We start from the raw sequence: 21,502 nt of genomic DNA on the forward strand, positions 1-21,502 counted from the left end.
CGCTCACTCAACGTACTGACGATTGATCATCCTGTCCGAAAACAGGAAAACCTTTCCTTTCATTACTGTGTGAGACTTGATACTTTCGCTTTTGCAGCAGACCCCGAAGGACCCACCGCCGCGTCGCGCATCAAGCGCCCACACTTATCGGCTGTTAATTTTTAAAGATCGATTACGCATTCACCACCAAAACAACACCGTGCATTGTCACCATCACAACCACCCGGCACCGCTTCGTTCTGCGTCGCTGCATCAGCAGCAGAGAAACGAGATTATGAAGAATCTTTTTCGTTTCGTCAACTAGATTTTTTCGCTTTCGCTTAACACCTTGTTGACGCTACGGCCGCCTGTCCTCGCAGCGGCACTCGTTCGGAAACGAGGAGCCGAATAGTAGGCGAACATCAGCCATATGACAAGGCTTTGACCGAAATGTTTTTTTGGCGAGTCATTTTCGAGTCGAATTTACTACGGCATCGAGCGGAATCGCCTCCGCCATCGCGGCATACCCTGCGTCGCTTGGATGAATCTGGTCGCCGCTATCGAAGCCGCGTCGCAGACGGTCGGGCTGGGCCGGGTCCCGCAGCGCCGCGTCGAAATCGATCATGCCGTCCAGTTCCCGGCTCGTCCGGATCCACTGATTGACCGCCAGCCGGATGCTTTCACGCTGCGGCGGCAACGAGGCCGGCGTGAGCGTCGCGCCGAATACACGAACACCGCGGCGGTGAGCCTCGGCAATCACGCGCTGGTAACCCGCGATCAGGTCAGCCGCCGTCACGGACGTGTGCGGGCTGTCGCAGTCCAACCCAGCCCGAGCTGGCGTGGAAGAAAAGTTGATGTCGTTGATGCCGATCAGCAAGATCGCGGTCTTCACCCCCGGCCGTTCGAGTACGTCGCGCCCAAAGCGCTTGACCAGCGCATCGCCGTAACAAGGGGAGTCGTTGAGCAAACGGTTGCCGCTAATCCCCAGATTGACGACGGCGGTCGAGCGGTCGCCCTCCCGCGCGAGCCGGCGCGCGAAGGCGTCCGGCCAGCGGTGGTTTTCGTTCAGGCTCGAGCGCATTCCATCGGTGATCGAATCGCCAATCGCAGCGATGGCGGCCGAAGACGGCGCCTCCACTGAGAGACCGGTCACCCACGCAACTTGCGTGAACCGCTGATGAAAGGCCCCCGCCATGGAGTCATCCGCGTGATTGCCCGGCAACGAAACGTAATTGACCTGGCTCGACACACGATGCCAAGCCACGAACTGTTGATCCGCCCCCATGTAGGAGCTGATGGCGTACGGCGCGCCGGCGACAATATCGAGCGACACGGCGTCACTATCCAGTTCGCCGCCAGGCGGAACCGTCGCCCTTTGCTTGCCGCCAAACGTCACCGTAACCGCGCCACTGCTTTGCGCGGCCCCGCCAGTCGAGCGTGCAATGCGCAACGCCTCTATGACGAGCGGCGTTTTGCCGTATTCGTTACTGAGATGGATCCGCACGGAATTGCCGGCTAGCGTCGGATAGACGATTTGCCGAACCGTGCGTCCGGCGACCACCGGTGCGCGATACAGCGGCGGCAGATTGGCCTGCTGGGGAATGGACTGAAGCGCTGTGCCCCACGTCGAGACCCAGCGCGACGGTGCATCCGCCGCTGAGGCTACCGGTGAGATTGCGAATTGAGCACAGAGGGCCGCGCCGCACGCAGCGGCCAGAGTACGAAGGGTCATTCGGGAATCGGCTGGAGACAAAGCGCCCATTGTGCCCGATCGATCGCACCGGGTGGCGGACAGGCACCATGCATGGCGCTGCCGCCTTTGCCGTTGCGCGACTTCAGCCAGCGCGACCCAACGTCATGCTCAGTGCCAAAGCTTGCGCCACTTCGATCCCGTCGATGGCCGCTGAATAGATACCGCCCGCGTACCCCGCGCCCTCACCCGCCGGATAAAGACCTTCGACGTTCATGCTCTGGTAGTCGTCCTTGCGGCGAATCCTGATCGGCGACGAAGTGCGCGTCTCGACTCCGGTCAGCACGGCGTCGTCCATAGCAAAACCGGCGATCTTCTTGTCCAGTTGCGGCAGCGCTTCGCGAATCGCCTCGATCACGTAGTCGGGCAACGCCGTGCTGAGGTCGGTCGGCGTGACGCCCGGCTTGTACGACGGCACAACTGCCCCGAGCGAAGTCGACGCCCGGCCGGCAATGAAGTCGCCCACACGCTGACCCGGCGCGCAGTAGTTTCGGCCGCCCAGTTCGAACGCGCGCTCTTCCCATTTGCGCTGGAACGCGATGCCGGCAAGCGGTCCGCCAGGGAAATCGTCCGGCGTAATGCCGACGACAATGCCCGCATTGGCGTTGCGCTCGGCCCGCGAGTACTGGCTCATGCCATTGGTCACCACGCGCCCCGGCTCCGAGGTCGCCGCAACCACGGTGCCGCCTGGGCACATGCAGAAGCTGTACACCGCGCGTCCATTGCTACAGTGATGCACCACCTTGTAGTCCGCCGCGCCAAGTTGCTTGTGACCGGCAAATTTTCCAAAGCGGCTGCGGTCGATCAGTCCTTGCGGATGTTCGATCCGAAAACCCAGCGAGAACGGCTTCGCTTCAATATAGACGCCACGTTTGTGCAGCATTTCGAAGGTATCGCGCGCGCTGTGTCCGACCGCCAGCACCACGTGATCGCACGGCAGCGTCTCGCCATTGGACAGCTGCAGCGCGCGTACCTTGCCCTGCTCGATCTCGATATCTTCGACGCGGGTCTCGAACCGCACTTCGCCACCCAGCTCGTGAATGGTGGCGCGCATCTTCTCGACCATGCTGACGAGACGAAACGTGCCGATGTGCGGCCGGCTCAGAAAAAGGATGTCTTCCGGCGCGCCCGCCTTGACGAATTCGTCGAGGACCTTGCGACCGTAGTGATGCGGATCCTTGATCTGGCTATACAGTTTGCCGTCGGAGAACGTCCCGGCACCGCCCTCGCCGAACTGCACGTTGGACTCCGGATTGAGCACCGACTTGCGCCACAGGCCGAAGGTGTCCTTCGTGCGTTCACGCACCGCCTTGCCGCGCTCGAGAATAATGGGGCGGAAACCCATCTGCGCGAGCAGCAGTCCAGCGAACAGCCCGCACGGCCCCATGCCGATCACGACCGGGCGCGGCCCTGCAAAGTGTTCGGGTGCCCGGGTTACGAAGCGGTACTCCATATCCGGCGTCACCGCACAATGCGGCACGCCGGCCAGCCGGTCTCGCACGACCGCTTCGTCCTTGACCTCTACGTCGACGATGTAGGTCAGCTTGATGTCGGCCCGTTTGCGCGCGTCATGCGCGCGACGAAACACGGTGTAGCGGATGAGCCCGCCCGCCGGCACGCCGAGCTCGGCGAGGCGCGCGAGAACCGCGGCGTCGAGCGCGCTCCCGGGATGGTCGAGCGGGAGTTTGATTTCACTTAAACGTAACATGGGTACCGGGGATGCTGGGGGCGCACAATCGCAGCCAATCCGCGATTTTATAGGTTCTGCGGCTGGCAAGGGGTAGCAACGGCCGAGATTGGCAAGCATGCGGCATGCATTTCCCATCAGAACGCGGCTAGCAATCCGTCCCTTTCAGGTCCGCGACAACACGACGTAGCCCTTGCGCTCCAGATCACGGCGATACCATTGGTTGCCTCGCACACCGCAGTAAAGCGCGAATGCGATGCTGAGGCCGAGACTGACGACATCCGCCGTCACACCCGCAAAGCCGATCAGACCAATCGCGAGGTCCGCCGCCAGCATCAACAGGCCGACCAGCCACATTCTCTTCATCAACGCCCAGACGAAACCCAGCAGGAAAGCGGCCCAGCTAAAGCCAGCCCTCACCTCGACGGTCTCGTCTTTCGTTGGATGCCGCAAATAGATCCGCTCCGTCATCTCTCTTCCGCCCTCGCGTTAGCAACCACGGCGCGCGCCGCGCCGTCGGCCTCCACCGTACCCCATCTACGGCATCTGAACCTACCCCAAAATCAATCTTAAAAAAATCATTAACCGACCGGTCGGTTGGTTTATACTGCCGAACACAGACAACTTCGGACGAGAGCGTTCGCCATGTATACGCAATCCCTCGACATTCCCGGCAACGTTGCCCCGCTCGACGCGGCCGCCAGTTCGCCCGAGCAGGCGCGTTTTGACGCGGTCATGGAAGCCGACGGCAAAATCGAGCCGCAAGACTGGATGCCCGACGCTTATCGCAAGACGCTGGTGCGGCAGATCTCGCAGCACGCGCACTCGGAAATCGTGGGAATGCTGCCCGAAGGCAACTGGATCTCCCGCGCGCCAAGCCTCAAGCGTAAAGCCATCCTGCTCGCCAAAGTGCAGGATGAAGCCGGCCACGGGCTGTATCTATATAGCGCGGCCGAAACGCTCGCGGTGTCGCGCGATCAGCTGATCGACGCTCTCCATGCCGGCAAGGCCAAATATTCAAGCATTTTCAATTATCCGACGCCGACGTGGGCGGATGTTGGCGTGATCGGCTGGCTCGTCGACGGCGCGGCCATCATGAACCAGATTCCGCTGTGCCGTTGCACCTACGGGCCGTACGCCCGCGCAATGATCCGCATCTGCAAGGAAGAATCGTTTCACCAGCGCCAGGGTTTCGACGCGCTGTTGTCCATGATGAAAGGCACCGAGGCGCAGCGCGAGATGGTCCAGCAGGCGGTCGACCGCTGGTGGTGGCCGGTACTGATGATGTTCGGCCCGAGCGACAAGGATTCGATCCACAGCAACCAGTCGTCGAAATGGGGCATCAAGCGCATCTCCAACGACGACCTGCGGCAGAAATTCGTCGACGCCACCGTGGACCAGGCCAAGGTACTCGGCGTCACGCTGCCTGATCCCGACCTGAAGTGGAACGAGGCACGCGGCCATCACGACTATGGCGACATCGACTGGGAAGAATTCTGGCGGGTGGTCAACGGCGACGGTCCCTGCAACCGCGAACGCCTCGCGACCCGCGTGAAAGCCCACGACGACGGCGCCTGGGTTCGCGAAGCCGCCCTCGCCCACGCGGAAAAGCAGCGTCAGCGAGCCCAACAGCAAGCCGCTTAGTGGCTGCGGAAACGTAGCTCAATCCAGACAACGCCGGAAATCAGCGGGTGCGAGTCAGCGCCAGCCGGCAACAGCAACGAAAGATTCAGGAGATGCGGGAATGGACAAGTCCGTGAACAAGGAATGGCCGATCTGGGAAGTATTCGTGCGCAGCAAGCAAGGCCTCGACCATAAGCACTGCGGCAGTCTGCACGCCGCCGACGCGCCGATGGCGCTGCGCATGGCGCGCGACGTCTACACGCGGCGCCAGGAAGGCGTGAGCATCTGGGTGGTGCCGTCCTCGGCGATCACCGCGTCGGATCCGCAGGACAAGGCCGAGCTGTTCGAACCGGCCGGCGACAAGATTTACCGCCATCCGACGTTCTATGCGCTCCCCGACGAAGTCAACCACATGTAAGCGTCATGGATATCACGCCCCAACATCTTTCCTACGTCCTGCGACTCGCCGACACCGCGCTGATCCTCGGTCAGCGCAATGCCGAGTGGTGCGGTCACGGGCCGATCCTCGAAGAGGACATCGCGCTGGCCAACATGAGTCTCGACCTGATCGGCCAGGCACGCCTGCTCTACACCCATGCTGCGACGCTCGAGCACACGCTGACGGGTGCAACCAAGCGCGAGGACGACTACGCGTATTTCCGCGCCGAGCGCGAGTTCACCAATTACACGCTCGCCGAACTGCCCCACTACGGGCCGCTCGCGGGTACCGCGCATGCCGACAAGGACTACGCGGTCACGATTGGACGCAACTTCCTGTATTCGACGCTGATGGCTCATTTGTGGACGGCGCTCACCGCTTCGAAAGACGACCAGCTTGCCGCCATTGCCGCGAAATCGATCAAGGAAAGCCGCTATCACGTGCATCATGCGCGCGAATGGCTGATCCGCCTCGGTGACGGCACAGACGAGTCGCACCGCCGCGCGCAGGCCGCGCTCGACTATCTGATGCCGTACACCCGCGAATTCTTCAGCGTGGACACCGTGGAGGAGACCATCGCCGCGGCTGGCATCGGTCCGTTGACGGCCGATCTGCAAAGCGCCTGGGAAGAGGAAGTGCAAGCCGCGCTCGTCGAAGCCACGCTTACGTTGCCGGAACCGGTGAAGCACGTGACGACCGGCAAGCATGGCGAACACTCGGAACACATGGGCTATGTGCTCGCCGAAATGCAGAGTCTCGCGCGGCAGCACCCCGGCGCAAGCTGGTAAGCCCCTAAACGGAACACGACGATGACCGCGACCCTTGCGACCGCCCTCGACCCCGCGCTGGAGCGCGCATGGTCCGTGCTCGAAGCGGTGCCCGATCCGGAGATTCCGGTGGTGTCGATTCGCGAGCTCGGCATTCTGCGCGACGTCCGGCGCGCCGCCGACGGTGTGCTCGAGGTCGTCATCACGCCGACCTATTCAGGCTGTCCAGCGATGTCGCAAATCGCCGAAGACGTGGAACACGCGCTGGAAGTCGCGCAGCTCGCGCCGTATCGGGTCGTCACCGTGCTCGCCCCCGCCTGGACCACAGACTGGATGACCGCCGACGCCCGCGAAAAGCTGCGCGCCTACGGCATCGCGCCGCCCACCGGCAACTGCGCGAGCGACGCGCCCGGCGAGAAAGTGGTCCGCTTCGTCCCCAGGGCGCTGCCTGCACCGGCCTGTCCGCGCTGCGGCTCGGCGCATACCGAACGTCTGGCGCAGTTCGGCTCGACCGCCTGCAAGGCGCTGTACCGCTGCCTCGATTGCCGCGAACCCTTCGACTACTTCAAACCGTACTGATATGGCCACCCCGCAATTTCATCCCCTGCGTATCCGCGAAGTTCGCCCCGAAACGGCCGATGCGGTTTCGGTTGCCTTCGAAGTCCCTGTTGAGTTGCGCGAGCAGTTTCGCTTCACACAAGGCCAGTTTGTGACGCTGAAAACGCATATCGACGGCGAGGAAACGCGCCGCTCGTATTCGATCTGCGTCGGCGTCACCGATTACGACCGCGACGGCGAACTGCGCATCGGCATCAAGCGCGTGCGGGGCGGCCGCTTTTCGAATTTCGCCTTCGACACGCTGCAACCGGGCCACACCATCGACGTGATGACGCCCGACGGCCGCTTCTTCACCCACCTGAACGCCGATCAAGGCCAGCAATACATCGCCTTTTCAGGCGGCTCGGGCATTACGCCGGTGCTAGCCATCATCAAGACCACGCTCGAAGTCGAGCCGCGCAGCACGTTTACGCTGGTCTACGGCAATCGCAGCGTCGACCAGATCATGTTCGCCGAAGAGCTCGAAGACCTGAAGAACCGCTTCATGAGCCGCTTCGTGCTGTATCACGTGCTGTCGGACGATCTGCAGGACGTCGAGTTGTTCAACGGGGTGCTGGACCAGTCAAAGTGCGCCGCTTTCATCGAGAATCTGGTGCCCGCCGAGGCCATCGACGAGGCCTTCATTTGCGGCCCCGCGCCGATGATGGACGCCGCCGAAGCCGCCCTGAAGGCCGCCGGCGTGCCGCACGAAAGCATTCACGTTGAGCGCTTCGGCTCACCGTTGCCGCAAGCCGGGGTTCCGGCCGTGGAGATCACCGAAGACACTCCCGCAGCCGAGCTCGAAATCGTCCTCGACGGCAAGAAGCGCAAGCTGCGTCTGCCCTACCAGGGTGTCAGCGTGCTGGATGTCGGCCTGAAGGCTGGGCTCGCGCTGCCCTATGCCTGTAAAGGCGGCGTGTGCTGCACCTGCCGCGCGAAAGTGCTCGAAGGCGAAGTACGGATGGAAAAGAACTACACGCTGGAAGAGCACGAGATTCGCGACGGCTTCGTGCTGACGTGCCAGTGCCATCCCGTGAGCGACCGCGTCGTGGTCAGTTACGACGAACGCTAGGCGACCGACGGACGCGCATCTTCCGCGACGCACGTCTGAGCGCTTTCGGCTCACCCGCGATCCGCTTACACTAGGGGCCGCTCGCGATCGGGACTCGCTTCCGCTCGCCGAGTTGCCCTTTTTTGTGACTGATTTGCCTGCGAGCTGTCGATGAGCACGATTCACCTGACCAACGGCGATGTCGCCGCTGATTCCCTGCGAGCCGCCCTGCAACGGGCAGGACGCAACGATCACGTGCAGGCGTTGCGCGACGACCTCGCGGTCGGCCCGCTGCGCGGCGTCGACGATACGCCCGAGGTGCGCGCCGAGTTCTGGCAACGCGTGCTGGACGGCGCCGAGCCCGATGCCCCACCACGCAATCTCCTGCGTGAATTCGGCGAACAGGCGTCCGTGCTGGACCAGCTTGCCGCGGCGGACACGCAAGTCGCCGTCTGGCACGGCGAAAGCTCCGCCGATCAGTTGACCTTGCGCCGCGTTTGCAATCACCTGCGCAACAGCCCGCAGCGTCTGAACGAAGTGCGCCTCTCGATCCGCGACGTCGCGGATCCCGCCGCCTTCGCCCATCGCCACGCGGGACGCGCCACATCCGTCGGCATGTTCGCGCCGGAGGTTTTGGAGACGCGGCTCGCGGACGTGGCGCCGATCTCGGTGCTGCGCATCAGCCGCCTCGCCCTGGAATGGCAGGAGGTCAAGCAGGCGAACGGCGAAACCCGCCGCTGGCGTGACAACACGTTTACCAGCGGCACCTTCGGCGAACTCGACGCGCTGATTCTCGAACACGCTAGCGACGCCTGGCAGCCCGCCGCCGGCATCGCCGGGCAACTGATGGTCGCCGACCTGGGCTTCCTCGTCAGCGACAGCCTCGTGCTCTGGCGCTTCCGCGAGCTGGCCGCAAGCGGGCGCCTTAGCCTGCGCGGCAACACCTCCGGTTGGCACGCGCTGGAACTGCGCGCGGCGCTTTCCGCCTGTTCAAGCTAAGGATCCCAAGCACTATGGCCCGCACCCGCGCCCCCGACCACGAAACCCAGCGCGACCAGATTCTCGAACTGGCCGCCGCCAAGTTCGCCCAGACGAGCTATCCGAGTACCTCGATGGCCGATCTGGCCGCCGCGAGCGGCACCTCGAAGGCCCGCCTGTACCACTATTACGCGAGTAAAGAAGCGATCCTGTTCGACCTGCTCGACCGCTACACGAAGCGGTTGATGCTGATCATCGCGGAAGTGGAAGGCGCGAGCCAGCGGCGCGGGCTGAGCGAGCGCGAAACGTTCGCCGAACTGATCCGCGCGTTTCTCGCCGAATATGAAAACTCACACAGCCGGCACGTCGCGCTGCTGAACGACGTCAAATATCTGGTCGACTCGCAGCGCGAGATCATCCTCAACCGCCAGCGCGACGTCGTGGCGGCGTTTGCCCGGCAGTTGACGCGTGCCTATCCGGAGCGCGCCAGCCGTGAAAATCAGACAGCGCTGACGATGATGGTGTTCGGCATGATCAACTGGACCTTCACATGGCTGAAGCCCGACGGCCGGATGGGTTACCGCGAGTTTGCCGAACAGGTCGTCGCGATGGTCGACCATGGGCTGCGAGTGGCCGAGTAAGGCTTCTCCGTTGAACGGCAGCATTCGTCATAAGTAAGAATTGCTTGTCGCCCATCCAGCGCTTCAATCCAGACCAAAAATCAATAATGCTTAATAATCAATCACATAAAAATAGGTTCACAGCACAATAGAGCTTGGCGTCGAATCGATATGCGGGTTTTCCCTAGTTATGGGATGGCGTTTCCGATAGAATCAATCTTGCGGTGCAGCATGCCGCCTGATTAATAGGAGAACCCGACCATGACCACGCCCTCTACTCGCGCCGCTGAGCCGATCGTCACATCCGATCGCCTGTTGCAGGCTACCGGTCGCGCGCATGCTCTGGTGCGGGAACTGACCGCCATCGACCGCGAACGCCTGCTGGCGCACTTCCTCGCGCTCGGCGAAGACGACCGTCTGCTGCGCTTCGGTCAGCTCGTGCCGGACCACGTGATCGAAAACTACGTGCGCTCCATCGATTTCACCCGCGATACCGTGTTCGGCGTGTTCGACAACCAGTTGCAACTGGTCGGCGTCGGCCACCTCGCTTATCTGCCCGTGGAGCAGGCAGGCGATAAGCGCACTGCTGAGTTCGGCGTGTCGGTGCTAGAAAGGGTGCGCGGCCAGGGCATCGGCAGCAAGCTGTTCGAACGGGCCGCCATTCGCAGCCGCAACACGCACGTCACGATGCTCTATATGCATTGTCTGTCGCGGAACTCAACCATGATGCACATCGCCAAGAAGGCCGGCATGAAGATCGAATACGCGTACGGCGAAGCCGACGCGTATCTGACGCTGCCGCCGGCCGACCAGTCGAGCATCATCGCCGAAATGCTGCAGGAGCAGGCCGCCGTGTTCGACTATGCGTTGAAGCGCCAGGCTCGTCAGGCGTCGAAGATTTTCGAATCGTTTTTGCCGACGGCTGCCGCTGCATAAGCAGCACATGCATCCGATAAGCAAAAGGGCGGCTCTGAACTGAGCCGCCCTTTTGCTTTGCACACTCCCTTGAGCCGTTCGCGGACACCGACGACGTACCAGCGCACCGCCTGTCCTGCTTCCTGGCGACAGCGCCATCCATCTACAAAATCGGCAACGCCGTCGTTTCCTTAAAAGTTTCGAGCGAAAAACTCGACTTCACATCGATCACGGATGGATGGTGCAGCAGGCGGTCTTGCACGAAGCGCGAAAAGTGCGCCATGTCCTCCACCTGCACGCGTAGCAGGTAATCCATGTCGCCCGTCATGGCGTGGCACGCGACCACTTCCGGCCAGGTCTGCACGGCCACGCGAAACAGATCCGCGTGCGTCGCGCCGGCCCGTAGCGGCACGCCGTCGCCGCGCGGGCTCAGCGTTGGACCTCCGCGCTTTTCCAGCCGCACGTTGACGTAAGCGAGCAAGTCGAGGCCGAGCCGCTGCGGGTCGAGCAACGCAACGTAGCCGCGAATCACCCCACTCTCCTCCAGCCGGCGAATCCGCCGCAGACAAGGACTGGGCGACAGGTTCACCCGTTCCGCAATCTCCTGATTCGAAAGCCTGCCGTTCTCCTGCAGGATGGCGAGAATCCGCCGGTCGATCGTGTCCATCTCGATTTCAGCCATTTTCTGCCACCTGATCCCTTCATTGAGCTATAACGTAGCGCCAGCCTAATCAAGCACGATTAAATTCGCAAGTTTTCGCCGCATATCGGCCTTTACACTTCACTGCATCGCGCGACGTGCGCCCCTTTCGCTTTGCATGGCATAAGAGGAGACAGATATGCAGGTTCAAACCTGGGATAACCCCGTCGGCACCGACGGTTTCGAGTTCATCGAGTACACCGCTCCGGATCCCAAGGCGCTCGGCAAGCTGTTCGAACAGATGGGCTTCACCGCCATTGCACGGCATCGTCATAAGGATGTGACGCTATATCGCCAGGGCGAAATCAACTTCATCATCAACGCGGAACCGGACTCTTTCGCGCAGCGCTTTACGCGCCTGCATGGTCCGTCGATCTGCGCCATCGCCTTTCGCGTGCAGGACGCCGCCAAGGCTTACAAACAGGCGCTGGAAAAAGGCGCGTGGGGTTTCGATAACAAGACCGGACCGATGGAGTTGAACATCCCGGCGATCAAAGGCGTCGGCGATTCGCTGATTTATTTCGTCGACCGCTGGCGCGGCAAGAACGGCGTCGAACCGAACAGCATCGGCGACATTGGCATTTATGACGTCGACTTCGTGCCGATTGCCGGCGCTAACCCGAACCCGCTCGGCCACGGCCTCACCTATATCGACCACCTGACGCACAACGTCCACCGCGGACGCATGCAGGAATGGGCGGAGTTCTACGAGCGTCTGTTCAATTTCCGTGAAGTGCGTTACTTCGACATCGAAGGCAAGGTGACGGGCGTGAAGTCCAAGGCGATGACTTCGCCGTGCGGCAAGATCCGCATTCCGATCAACGAGGAAGGCTCGGAAACGGCCGGGCAGATCCAGGAATACCTCGACGCGTATCACGGCGAAGGCATTCAGCACATCGCGCTCGGCAGCAACGACATCTATCGCACGGTCGACGGACTGCGCGCAGCCAACATCGCCCTGCTCGATACGATCGACACGTACTACGAACTGGTGAACCGCCGCGTGCCGAATCACGGCGAGCCGCTCGACGAGCTGCGCAAGCGCAAGATCCTGATCGACGGCGCGCCCGAAGATCTGCTTCTGCAGATCTTCACCGAAAACCAGATTGGCCCGATCTTCTTCGAGATCATTCAGCGCAAAGGCAATCAGGGCTTCGGCGAAGGCAACTTCAAGGCCCTGTTCGAATCGATCGAGCTAGACCAGATTCGCCGCGGCGTCGTCCAGGACAAGGTGTAAAGGCTCAGCCTCCGGCTGGGTCACGCTTCGCAAAGAAACACGGTTCAATAAAAAAGGCGAGGATCGCAAAAATCCTCGCCCTTTTGTTCTTTGCGCGTTGTTTGCGCCGCTGCCCGGTTTCCGGCGGCGGCTAGAAATAGATCGACGAATCGCCCTAGCGATCCATCAGGAAGCCTGCCCGTCCTCGCCAGACTCGCTCGACAGCTTGATGCGCTCCGAAGCGAGACTCACGGGTGCCACTTGCGCCACGTGAGCGACCGCGCTCGCGAGGGTTCTTTCGCTGCCCGAGCGCACCGGCGCGCTCATCGCAAAAAATGCGGCCGAGACCATCAGGAAGGTCTGGATGTTTCTTGTGTTCATGCGTACTCCTTTTCTAACTGCCTGTCGGCGTGAGGCGCTACCCACCGCGAAGCGGCGCGCAGGCACGTGCACAGGTGGGGGTTAGACAGACAGTTCAAGTCCGGTTCCGCAAATTTGAACCTTTTACAGCTTGTTACAGAAGGCATCGCAAAATTTTCAATTTACTGCTGGACTGACATCACGGCGTCAACCGGCGCATCTCGGAATATCAGCACTGCGCGCCGCATCACGGCACTTTTAAGGCCCTGCGGCGGGTTTCTCCCAGTGCTACCATCCCTTAAAACACGTCAATATTGCGACCCCGGTCCAGGCATTCACAAGATGCCGAGGCCAACAAGTTTTGGTGATCCCAAACAGGGTGGAGGAGTACACACAATGAATGCCCCGCTAGACGCTGGTCAGAGAGCCTCGCTCGAAGCCGCGCTAAATTCCGTCACGCTTGACGACAAATACACGCTCGAACGCGGTCGCGCGTACATGAGCGGTATTCAGGCGCTCGTGCGCCTGCCGATGCTGCAGCAGGAGCGTGACAAGGCCGCTGGGCTCAATACCGCCGGTTTCATTTCCGGCTATCGCGGTTCTCCGCTTGGCGGTCTCGACCAGTCGCTGTGGAAGGCGAAGCAGCATCTCGCCGCACGCCAGGTCGTGTTCCAGCCCGGCGTCAACGAAGATCTCGCCGCCACCTCCGTGTGGGGCTCGCAGCAGGTCAACCTGTACCCGAACGCCAAATTCGATGGCGTGTTTTCGATGTGGTACGGCAAGGGGCCGGGTGTCGACCGCTCCGGCGACGTTCTCAAGCACGGCAATTCCGCAGGTTCGTCGCAACACGGCGGCGTCCTCGTGCTTGCCGGCGACGACCATGCAGCCAAGTCCTCGACGCTCGCGCATCAGTCCGAACATATGTTCAAGGCCTGCGGGCTGCCGGTGCTCTTCCCATCGAACGTGCAGGAATATCTCGATTTCGGCCTGCACGGCTGGGCCATGAGCCGCTATTCCGGGCTATGGGTCGCGATGAAGTGCGTGACCGACGTGGTGGAATCGTCGGCTTCGGTGGATATCGATCCGCATCGCACGAAGATCGTGTTGCCCGAAGATTTCGCCATGCCGGACGGCGGTCTGAATATTCGCTGGCCAGATCCGCCGCTGGTTCAGGAAGCGCGCCTGCTCGATTACAAGTGGTACGCTGCCCTCGCCTACGTCCGCGCCAACAAGCTGGACCGCGTGGAGATCGACTCGCAGGACGCGCGCTTCGGCATCATGACGGCCGGAAAGGCTTATCTCGATGTGCGTCAGGCGCTGACCGACCTCGGCCTCGACGACGAGACCTGTTCACGCATCGGCATTCGCCTCTACAAGGTGGGCTGCGTGTGGCCGCTCGAGGCGCAAGGCGCCCACGCGTTTGCCCACGGCCTCAAAGAAATTCTGGTGGTCGAGGAAAAGCGTCAGATCCTCGAGTACGCCATCAAGGAAGAGTTGTACAACTGGCCTGACGCACAGCGTCCACGTGTGTTCGGCAAGTTCGACGAGAAAGACGGCGCGGGCGGCGAATGGTCCGTGCCGATGGGCAACTGGCTGCTGCCGGCGCACTACGAATTGTCGCCGGCGATCATCGCCAAGGCGATCGCCACCCGTCTCGACAAGTTCGACCTGCCGTCCGACGTGCGCGCGCGCATCGCCTCGCGGATCGCCGTGATCGAAGCGAAGGAGAAGGCGTTGGCCCGGCCGCGTGTGGAAGTCGAACGCAAGCCGTGGTTCTGCTCCGGCTGCCCGCACAACACGTCGACCAACGTGCCGGAAGGTTCGCGGGCGATGGCGGGGATCGGCTGCCATTACATGACCGTGTGGATGGACCGCAGCACCAGCACCTTCAGCCAGATGGGCGGAGAAGGCGCGGCGTGGATCGGCCAGGCGCCGTTCACCCACGACAAGCATGTGTTCGCCAACCTCGGCGACGGCACCTACTTCCACTCAGGGCTGCTGGCGATTCGCGCGGCGATCGCGTCGAAGGCGAACATTACCTACAAGATCCTGTATAACGACGCGGTTGCGATGACGGGCGGCCAGCCGGTCGACGGCGTGCTCACCGTGCCGCAGATCACGCACCAGCTCGCCGCCGAGGGCGCGACGAAGATCGTGATCGTCACCGACGAGCCGGACAAGTACAACGCGAACGTCGGGCTCGCGCCGGGCATCACGATCCATCACCGCGACCAGCTCGATGACGTGCAGCGCGCCTTGCGCGAGATTGCCGGCACCTCGATCCTGATCTACGACCAGACCTGCGCCACCGAGAAGCGACGCCGCCGCAAACGCGGCACCTTCCCGGATCCGGCGCGTCGCGTCGTCATCAACGAAGCCGTTTGCGAAGGGTGCGGCGACTGCTCCGTCAAGTCCAACTGTCTGTCGGTCGAACCGCTGGATACCGAGTACGGCACCAAGCGCCAGATCAACCAGTCCACCTGCAACAAGGACTTTTCGTGTGTGAACGGCTTCTGCCCGAGCTTCGTCTCGGTCGAAGGCGGACAGTTGCGCAAGCCCAAGGCGTCGTCGGGTGCGACGGCCGATGCCATGCCCCCAGTGCCCGCACCCGAGTTGCCGTCAATCACGCGGCCGTACGGCGTGCTCGTGACCGGTGTGGGCGGGACCGGCGTGGTAACGATCGGCGCGCTGCTGGGCATGGCGGCTCACCTCGAAAGCAAGGGCGTGACCGTGCTGGACGTGACCGGTCTCGCGCAGAAGGGCGGCGCCGTGATGAGCCACGTGCAGATCTCGAACCAGCCCGCCGACATCCACGCGACGCGTATCGCCATGGGCGAAGCGAGTCTCGTGATCGGCTGCGACGCCATCGTCACGGCCAGTGACGAATGCGTCTCGCGCATGCAGGTGGGACGCACGCGCGTCGTGCTGAACAGCGCGCGGACACCGACCGCCGCCTTCATCAAGAATCCGAACTGGCAATTCCCCGGCGCCGATGCGGAATCGGATGTGCGGCTGGGTGCGGGCGATGCCGGCGTCGATGCGATCGACGCCAACCACTTCGCCGTGGCACTACTGGGCGATGCGATCTACACGAATCCGTTCGTGCTCGGCTACGCGTGGCAAAAGGGCTGGGTGCCGTTGCTATACGAATCGCTGATGCGTGCGATCGAACTGAACGCGGTACAGGTCGAGAAGAATCGTGCAGCCTTCGAATGGGGACGCCGTGCCGCGCACGACCTTGCAGGCGTGCGCAAGCTCGCGCAGTCGCAAGGGCGCGACGCTACCGCTGAGACCGCCAGCAGCAAGATCATCTCGCTGCACACGCCGAAGGCGCTCGATACGCTGATCGACAAGCGCGCTGCCTATCTCAGCGCATGGCAGAACGACGCCTATGCGGCCCGCTATCGCGAGCGCGTAGCGCAAGTGCGGGTGGCGGAATCCGCGCTCGAGCTGGGCGACGGCCAGTTGCCATTGACCGAAGCCGTGGCGAAGAACCTGCATAAGCTGATGGCTTACAAGGATGAGTACGAAGTCGCACGCCTGTACGCCGATCCGGCGTTCATCGAAAAGCTCAAGGCCAGTTTCGAAGGGGACTGGAAGGTCCATCTTCACCTTGCGCCGCCCGCTTTTTCGAAGAAGGATGCGCATGGCCACCTCGTGAAGAAGAAGTACGGCCCGTGGATCCTCAGTGCCATGCGCGTGCTCGCGAAGCTCAAGTTCCTGCGCGGCACGGCGTTCGATGTGTTCGGCAAGACGGAGGAACGTCGTACCGAGCGGGCGTTGATTGGCGAGTACGAAGCGCTGGTGAGTGAACTGATCGGCGGCCTTAGCGTGCAGAAACATGCGTTGGCGGTCGAACTGGCGAACCTGCCGGACGGCATCCGCGGCTATGGACACGTGAAGGAAAACAACCTGAAGGGTGTGCGCGTGAAGTGGCTGGACTTGCTGGCGCGCTGGCGTTCACCGCAAGGTAGTCAGTCCCAACACGCTGCCTGATGGACAGGTATCTGAGCAACATACTGCCGCCTACGCTCTTGAGCTGGCTGACCGAGCGTTCTGGCCTGATCGGCTGAGCAAGGTGCGGTAGATGAAAATGGAAAAGGCGACTGCCCGCAAGGACAGCCGCCTTTTTTTGCCTGTGGCCCGCACCTGAAACGAAAGCGCGAGAACGGGCGGCACTGCTACCACCACTACTACCACGTACAACACCAACACGACTTACAACAACTTCACCTACTACTGCTACTACAACTGCTACTACAACCATCAACTACCCACACTGCTTAACAACACCTTCACCTGCCTCTACAGCTACTACGACTACTACAGCTACCTCGACTACTACCCACCGCTACCACCAACTACTGCAGTTACTGCCACTACGAAACTGAATGAAGCGCCCTGCTTGGGGCGTATCACAACGTGTCGGCCCGAGAGGCCCCTTGTTGTCTACCGATGTGATGTGCCTCGCTTCAGAAGTAACTTTACAAATTCTCGACACAAGAACGAATCAGAGCATTCTTAAAGATGGCGTTCCTCCTTAAGACTCCAGAAGGACATCGCCCCACGGCGGCGAATTTCCGACGCATCAACGTCCCATGAAATCGCAGAAACCAGGCACAAAAAAACGCCACGGAGTTGACACCTCCGTGGCGTTTTTGCGTTCTGCAACCAGGCGCCCTAACGCGGCGCTAGATCAGCAGCAATAACAGCAGTTACTCCGCGCCCGCACGCACCCGCGCGTTCGCCGATGCAACCGCCGTCATGTTGATGATCCGGCGCACGGTCGCTGCCGGCGTCAGGATATGCACCGGCTTCTCGGCACCCAGCAGGAACGGCCCCACCGTCACGCCTTCGCCGCCGATCACCTTCAGCAGGTTGTACGTGATGTTCGCCGCTTCCACGTTCGGCATGATCAGCAGGTTCGCTTCGCCCGTCAGTTTCGTGCCCGGGAAGGCGGCCTTGCGGACCATCTCAGACAACGCGGCGTCGCCGTGCATCTCACCGTCGATTTCCAGCTCCGGCGCACGTTGCGCGATCAGCTTGCGCGCATCCGCCATTCGTTGCGACGAAGCCGACGGCACGCTGCCGAAGTTGGAATTCGACAGCAGCGCGACCTTCGGCGTAATGCCGAACTTCTCGATCTCGCTTGCTGCCAGCACCGTCATGTCGGCGAGTTGCTCCGCGCTCGGCACTTCGTTGATGTACGTATCGCAGATGAACAGATTGCGGCCCGGCAGCATCAGCAGATTCATCGCCGCCAGGTTCTGCACGTTTTCAGCCTTGCCGAGCACCTGTTCGACGAATTTCAGATGGCTCTGGTACGTGTCGATCATCCCGCAGATCATGCCGTCCGCGTCACCCACACGCACGAGAAGCGCGCCGATCAACGTGTTGAACTTGCGCAGCGCCGCTTTCGCGACTTCCGGCGTGACGCCTTCACGCGCGCCAATCTCGTGATATGCCTGCCAGCACTTCTGATAACGCGGGTCGTCTTCCGGATCGACAATCTCGAAGTCCACGCCGCATTTGAGCTTTGAACCCATCTTCTTCAGGCGCATGTCGATCACCGCCGGTCGTCCGATGAGGATCGGCTTCGCAATCTTTTCCAGCAGAACGAACTGCGCCGCACGCAGCACGCGGTCGTCTTCACCTTCCGCAAACACGATGCGCGCCGGCGCCGACTTCGCCGCGGCGAACACCGGACGCATCACCATGCCGGTCCGGTAGACGGTCGTGGCGAGTTCCTCGCGGTACGCGTCCATGTCCTTGATCGGGCGGGTCGCCACGCCCGAATCCATCGCGGCCTGCGCGACGGCCGGCGCGATCTTGATGATCAGGCGCGGGTCGAACGGCTTCGGGATCAGGTAGTCCGGGCCAAATTCAAGCGTGTGGCCTTCGTAGGCCTTCGCCACTTCGTCGCCCTGATCGGTTTCCTCGGCGAGTTCCGCGATTGCGCGAACGCAGGCAAGCTTCATCTCTTCCGTGATGGTCGTCGCGCCCACGTCGAGCGCGCCGCGGAAAATGAAGGGGAAGCACAGCACGTTGTTCACCTGGTTCGGATAGTCCGAACGGCCCGTGGCGATGATCGCGTCCGGGCGCACTTTCTTTGCTTCTTCCGGGCGAATTTCCGGCTCCGGGTTGGCCAGAGCGAGGATCAGCGGCTGCGTACCCATCTCCACGACCATCTCCGGCTTCAGCACCCCGGCGCTCGAACAGCCGAGGAACACGTCGGCGCCGCGAATGGCGTCGGCGAGCGTGCGCGCGTCGGTGTTCGCCGCGTAGCGTTCCTTCGACGGATCCAGGTTGCCGCGGCCTTCGTAGATCACGCCCTTCGAATCGGCGACGAGCACGTTCTTCTTCGAGAGCCCCAGGTGCACCAGCAGGTCCAGACAGGCAATCGCCGCGGCACCCGCGCCCGAACAGACGAGCGTCACTTCTTCGAGCTTCTTGCCGACCACCTTCAGGCCATTCAGGATGGCCGCCGAAGCGATGATCGCGGTGCCGTGCTGGTCATCGTGGAAGACCGGAATCTTCATGCGCTCGCGCAGCTTCTTCTCGATGTAGAAGCATTCCGGCGCCTTGATGTCTTCCAGGTTGATGCCGCCCAGTGTCGGCTCGAGCATCGCAATGGCTTCGACCAGCTTGTCTGGATCCGTTTCGGCCAGTTCGATATCGAACACGTCGATCCCGGCGAACTTCTTGAACAGACACCCCTTGCCTTCCATGACCGGCTTGGCGGCCAACGGACCGATATTGCCCAGACCGAGCACCGCCGTGCCGTTCGTAATGACGCCCACGAGATTGCCGCGCGAGGTGTATTTTTGCGCGTCGAGCGGTTCGTCGAAGATCGCCATGCAGGCTGCGGCGACACCCGGCGAATACGCGAGCGACAGGTCAAGCTGGTTCGACAGAGGCTTGGTCGGCGTGACCGAAATCTTGCCGGGCTTCGGATTCTGGTGATACGCGAGAGCGCTTTGCTTCAGTTGTTCGTCCATTTTTTGGCCTGCGAGACGTGAGTAATGGGCCCGGCTCGTCACACCGTGCGCCTCGCTTGCATGAATCGCATGGGTAGTCGACAGCAGCGGTTTTCGCTTGCGCCGGTTAGGCGCAGCGTCGAACCTGAGCGGTTGGCAAGACGGTGCAGAGCATTCGCGGGGGACTCAGTGTACACCCCGCATGTGCCATTTCGCGTAGCGTTTAGTGCCGCTAACCATGGGTGAAACAGTGACTGACGATGCTGCGGCGCGTCATTGCACGACGGACATTGCGTCGTGCACCTGCAGTTCGAAGAAGGGTGAAGGGTGGCAGTCAGTCGAGGGCGGCGCCGCGACGTTCGGGGATCAGAAAAAGCGTTGCCAGAATGTCGAGCAGGTAGATCGCGGCGAGCAGCCCGAGCGCCGCGCCGAACGAGTACCGCGCGGCCAGCGCGCCGACCGCGACCGGTCCAAATCCACCGACTGCCCGCCCGATGTTGAACAGGACATTTTGCGCGGTGGCCCGTGCCTCGGTCGGGTACAGCTCGGAAATCAGCGCACCGTAACCGCCGATCATGCCGTTGACGAACACGCCCATCACCGCGCCGCCGATCAGCAGCGCAAACGGCGTACTCAGGTGTGCATAGACGAACACCATCACGACTGCGCCCACCTGATAGAACAGGAAGGTCGGCTTGCGGCCGAAACGGTCAGCCGCGACGCCGAACAGCCAGATACCGAGCGCCATGCCGAGGACTGTCACGGAAGTCCACAAACCGGATTTCGTGAGCGAATAGCCGAAGGTCTTCGACAGATAGCTGGGTAGCCAGATCATCAGGCCGTAGTAGCCGAAGTTCTGAACCGAACAGAGAATCGCCACGCCGATACTGGCGCGCGTCGTACTGGCGTCCGCAACAAGGCGCCTGAGCGGCGACTTTCGTGCGGCGCTGCCGCTGCCGGCGCGCCTGGCCTGATGGGCGTGCTCCGCGCGCTCGACAAATAGCGCCGGCTCCTCGACGCGCCGCCGCACGATGAACGACACCACCGCGGGCGCGAGCCCCAGTGCGAACATGCCGCGCCAGCCGATCACGGGCAGGAGCAGCGGCGTCAGCAACGCGGCGGCCAGCACGCCCAGTTGCCAGCCCAACCCCACATACGACGACACGCGCGCCCGCTGCGATGCCGGCCACGCCTCGGCGACCAGCGTCATGCCGATCCCGAACTCGCCGCCGAGTCCGAGGCCTGCAATCGTGCGGTAAGCGAGCAGGTCCGTATAGCCCTGCGCCAGCGCGCACAGGCCGGTAAACACCGCGAAGATCAGGATGGTCCAGGTGAGCATGCGCACCCGGCCGAAGTAGTCGCTCAACACACCGAAGACGATTCCGCCGGCAACCGCGCCGATCAGCGTCCAGGTCACGAGCGAGCCCGCCTGTGCGGACGAGAGGTGCAGGTCGGCGGCGATCACCGGCAGCATGAAGCCGAGAATCAGCAGATCGAAACCGTCCATCGCGTAGCCGAGCACCGCCGCAAGCAGAGCGCGGCCGGCATAGCCGGGTTGCGCGGACTTGCGGGAGATCGTGGAATCTGAGGCGGTGGTCATCGAAAGCATCCCGTAGGGCGCGGCTGCGGCGACGATGTCGGCGCCGGCCGCCCCGGAAAATTCGCGTGAGTGTAATCGGCGCCCGCTCGGGTCACAAGCAAGCCAAAAAGGATGCCGCGCCGAGATCCAGAGGTGGGGCTTCCGGTCGGTTGTGTGGCGGCGCGGCCGCCCCATCCCCCCGCCGCCCGATCCGTCATTACGGGTTTTCACGCACGACAGCCTGCTCGGAAGTGTCCGAATCGG

The 21,502-nt window shown here is 62.3% G+C and carries 17 protein-coding genes; 10 read left to right on the top strand and 7 right to left on the bottom strand.

From position 1 onward, the window contains the following. Window positions 1–445 precede the first annotated feature (445 nt). The 3 genes from P3T43_RS09450 to P3T43_RS09460 all read right to left on the bottom strand — a co-directional run bounded on the left by P3T43_RS09450 (window position 446) and on the right by P3T43_RS09460 (window position 3,887). The gene (locus P3T43_RS09450) at window positions 446–1,711 is read right to left on the bottom strand and encodes an SGNH/GDSL hydrolase family protein (protein ID WP_429280782.1); all 1,266 of its coding nucleotides are present in this window, start codon (window positions 1,709–1,711) and stop codon (window positions 446–448) included. A gap of 103 nt (window positions 1,712–1,814) precedes the next feature. Further along, entirely contained in the window at window positions 1,815–3,437 is a 1,623-nt protein-coding gene (locus P3T43_RS09455) for an NAD(P)/FAD-dependent oxidoreductase (protein ID WP_429280783.1), read from the bottom strand. A 144-nt stretch (window positions 3,438–3,581) separates the two neighbouring features. Continuing rightward, entirely contained in the window at window positions 3,582–3,887 is a 306-nt protein-coding gene (locus P3T43_RS09460; protein WP_429280784.1) for a DUF2628 domain-containing protein, read from the bottom strand. A 174-nt stretch (window positions 3,888–4,061) separates the two neighbouring features. Here P3T43_RS09460 and paaA point away from each other — a divergent pair, with 174 nt between their 5' ends. The 8 genes from paaA (at window position 4,062) to P3T43_RS09500 (ending at window position 10,427) form a co-directional block, all read left to right on the top strand. Beyond that, a complete protein-coding gene (gene paaA, locus P3T43_RS09465) occupies window positions 4,062–5,060 on the top strand; it encodes a 1,2-phenylacetyl-CoA epoxidase subunit PaaA (protein WP_429280785.1) in 999 nt (332 codons plus the stop codon). 112 nt (window positions 5,061–5,172) lie between these two features. Beyond that, complete coding sequence (gene paaB / locus P3T43_RS09470) at window positions 5,173–5,457, top strand: 1,2-phenylacetyl-CoA epoxidase subunit PaaB (protein ID WP_429281024.1); 285 nt, start codon at window positions 5,173–5,175, stop codon at window positions 5,455–5,457. Window positions 5,458–5,462: 5 nt separating this feature from the next. Beyond that, window positions 5,463–6,266, top strand: coding sequence for a 1,2-phenylacetyl-CoA epoxidase subunit PaaC (gene paaC / locus P3T43_RS09475; protein WP_429280786.1), 804 nt, complete (start codon window positions 5,463–5,465; stop codon window positions 6,264–6,266). A gap of 21 nt (window positions 6,267–6,287) precedes the next feature. After that, entirely contained in the window at window positions 6,288–6,824 is a 537-nt protein-coding gene (gene paaD / locus P3T43_RS09480) for a 1,2-phenylacetyl-CoA epoxidase subunit PaaD (RefSeq protein WP_429280787.1), read from the top strand. Window position 6,825: 1 nt separating this feature from the next. Further along, entirely contained in the window at window positions 6,826–7,914 is a 1,089-nt protein-coding gene (gene paaE / locus P3T43_RS09485) for a 1,2-phenylacetyl-CoA epoxidase subunit PaaE (RefSeq protein ID WP_429280788.1), read from the top strand. Window positions 7,915–8,064: 150 nt separating this feature from the next. Beyond that, entirely contained in the window at window positions 8,065–8,892 is an 828-nt protein-coding gene (locus P3T43_RS09490) for a DUF1835 domain-containing protein (RefSeq protein ID WP_429280789.1), read from the top strand. 14 nt (window positions 8,893–8,906) lie between these two features. Continuing rightward, window positions 8,907–9,512, top strand: coding sequence for a TetR/AcrR family transcriptional regulator (locus tag P3T43_RS09495; RefSeq protein WP_429280790.1), 606 nt, complete (start codon window positions 8,907–8,909; stop codon window positions 9,510–9,512). A gap of 240 nt (window positions 9,513–9,752) precedes the next feature. Then, a complete protein-coding gene (locus P3T43_RS09500) occupies window positions 9,753–10,427 on the top strand; it encodes a GNAT family N-acetyltransferase (RefSeq protein WP_429280791.1) in 675 nt (224 codons plus the stop codon). 142 nt (window positions 10,428–10,569) lie between these two features. Here the strand turns inward: P3T43_RS09500 and P3T43_RS09505 are convergent, their stop codons facing one another. Further along, window positions 10,570–11,088, bottom strand: coding sequence for an Lrp/AsnC family transcriptional regulator (locus P3T43_RS09505; protein WP_429280792.1), 519 nt, complete (start codon window positions 11,086–11,088; stop codon window positions 10,570–10,572). 157 nt (window positions 11,089–11,245) lie between these two features. Between P3T43_RS09505 and hppD the strand changes: the two genes are divergently transcribed. Next, entirely contained in the window at window positions 11,246–12,343 is a 1,098-nt protein-coding gene (hppD, locus tag P3T43_RS09510) for a 4-hydroxyphenylpyruvate dioxygenase (RefSeq protein WP_429280793.1), read from the top strand. Window positions 12,344–12,508: 165 nt separating this feature from the next. On the opposite strand, the gene P3T43_RS09515 is transcribed toward hppD, so the two are convergent. Further along, window positions 12,509–12,703, bottom strand: a complete 195-nt coding sequence (locus tag P3T43_RS09515; protein ID WP_429280794.1) for a hypothetical protein — start codon at window positions 12,701–12,703, stop codon at window positions 12,509–12,511. Between the two features lie 375 nt (window positions 12,704–13,078). On the opposite strand from P3T43_RS09515, the gene P3T43_RS09520 reads away from it, so the two are divergent. After that, a complete protein-coding gene (locus P3T43_RS09520; RefSeq protein WP_429280795.1) occupies window positions 13,079–16,678 on the top strand; it encodes an indolepyruvate ferredoxin oxidoreductase family protein in 3,600 nt (1,199 codons plus the stop codon). Window positions 16,679–17,397: 719 nt separating this feature from the next. Here the strand turns inward: P3T43_RS09520 and P3T43_RS09525 are convergent. Together P3T43_RS09525 and P3T43_RS09530 are read right to left on the bottom strand one after the other, a co-directional pair. Continuing rightward, window positions 17,398–19,680, bottom strand: coding sequence for an NADP-dependent malic enzyme (locus P3T43_RS09525; protein ID WP_429280796.1), 2,283 nt, complete (start codon window positions 19,678–19,680; stop codon window positions 17,398–17,400). Window positions 19,681–19,993: 313 nt separating this feature from the next. Next, window positions 19,994–21,259, bottom strand: a complete 1,266-nt coding sequence (locus P3T43_RS09530; RefSeq protein WP_429280797.1) for an MFS transporter — start codon at window positions 21,257–21,259, stop codon at window positions 19,994–19,996. Between the last annotated feature and the right edge of the window lie 243 nt (window positions 21,260–21,502).

Origin of the sequence: Paraburkholderia sp. GAS41, assembly GCF_050436545.1 — a bacterium.
Taxonomy (GTDB): Bacteria; Pseudomonadota; Gammaproteobacteria; order Burkholderiales; family Burkholderiaceae; genus Paraburkholderia.

What these genes read in the sequence shown, in the direction of transcription:
- paaA (WP_429280785.1), top strand. Translation starts at nt 4,062, where the DNA reads ATGTATACGCAATCCCTCGACATTCCCGGCAACGTTGCCCCGCTCGAC.
- P3T43_RS09450 (WP_429280782.1), bottom strand. Translation starts at nt 1,711, where the DNA reads ATGACCCTTCGTACTCTGGCCGCTGCGTGCGGCGCGGCCCTCTGTGCT.
- P3T43_RS09460 (WP_429280784.1), bottom strand. Translation starts at nt 3,887, where the DNA reads ATGACGGAGCGGATCTATTTGCGGCATCCAACGAAAGACGAGACCGTC.
- P3T43_RS09520 (WP_429280795.1), top strand. Translation starts at nt 13,079, where the DNA reads ATGAATGCCCCGCTAGACGCTGGTCAGAGAGCCTCGCTCGAAGCCGCG.
- paaE (WP_429280788.1), top strand. Translation starts at nt 6,826, where the DNA reads ATGGCCACCCCGCAATTTCATCCCCTGCGTATCCGCGAAGTTCGCCCC.
- P3T43_RS09455 (WP_429280783.1), bottom strand. Translation starts at nt 3,437, where the DNA reads ATGTTACGTTTAAGTGAAATCAAACTCCCGCTCGACCATCCCGGGAGC.
- P3T43_RS09530 (WP_429280797.1), bottom strand. Translation starts at nt 21,259, where the DNA reads ATGACCACCGCCTCAGATTCCACGATCTCCCGCAAGTCCGCGCAACCC.
- paaC (WP_429280786.1), top strand. Translation starts at nt 5,463, where the DNA reads ATGGATATCACGCCCCAACATCTTTCCTACGTCCTGCGACTCGCCGAC.
- paaD (WP_429280787.1), top strand. Translation starts at nt 6,288, where the DNA reads ATGACCGCGACCCTTGCGACCGCCCTCGACCCCGCGCTGGAGCGCGCA.
- P3T43_RS09515 (WP_429280794.1), bottom strand. Translation starts at nt 12,703, where the DNA reads ATGAACACAAGAAACATCCAGACCTTCCTGATGGTCTCGGCCGCATTT.
- P3T43_RS09525 (WP_429280796.1), bottom strand. Translation starts at nt 19,680, where the DNA reads ATGGACGAACAACTGAAGCAAAGCGCTCTCGCGTATCACCAGAATCCG.
- P3T43_RS09500 (WP_429280791.1), top strand. Translation starts at nt 9,753, where the DNA reads ATGACCACGCCCTCTACTCGCGCCGCTGAGCCGATCGTCACATCCGAT.
- hppD (WP_429280793.1), top strand. Translation starts at nt 11,246, where the DNA reads ATGCAGGTTCAAACCTGGGATAACCCCGTCGGCACCGACGGTTTCGAG.
- P3T43_RS09495 (WP_429280790.1), top strand. Translation starts at nt 8,907, where the DNA reads ATGGCCCGCACCCGCGCCCCCGACCACGAAACCCAGCGCGACCAGATT.
- P3T43_RS09505 (WP_429280792.1), bottom strand. Translation starts at nt 11,088, where the DNA reads ATGGCTGAAATCGAGATGGACACGATCGACCGGCGGATTCTCGCCATC.
- P3T43_RS09490 (WP_429280789.1), top strand. Translation starts at nt 8,065, where the DNA reads ATGAGCACGATTCACCTGACCAACGGCGATGTCGCCGCTGATTCCCTG.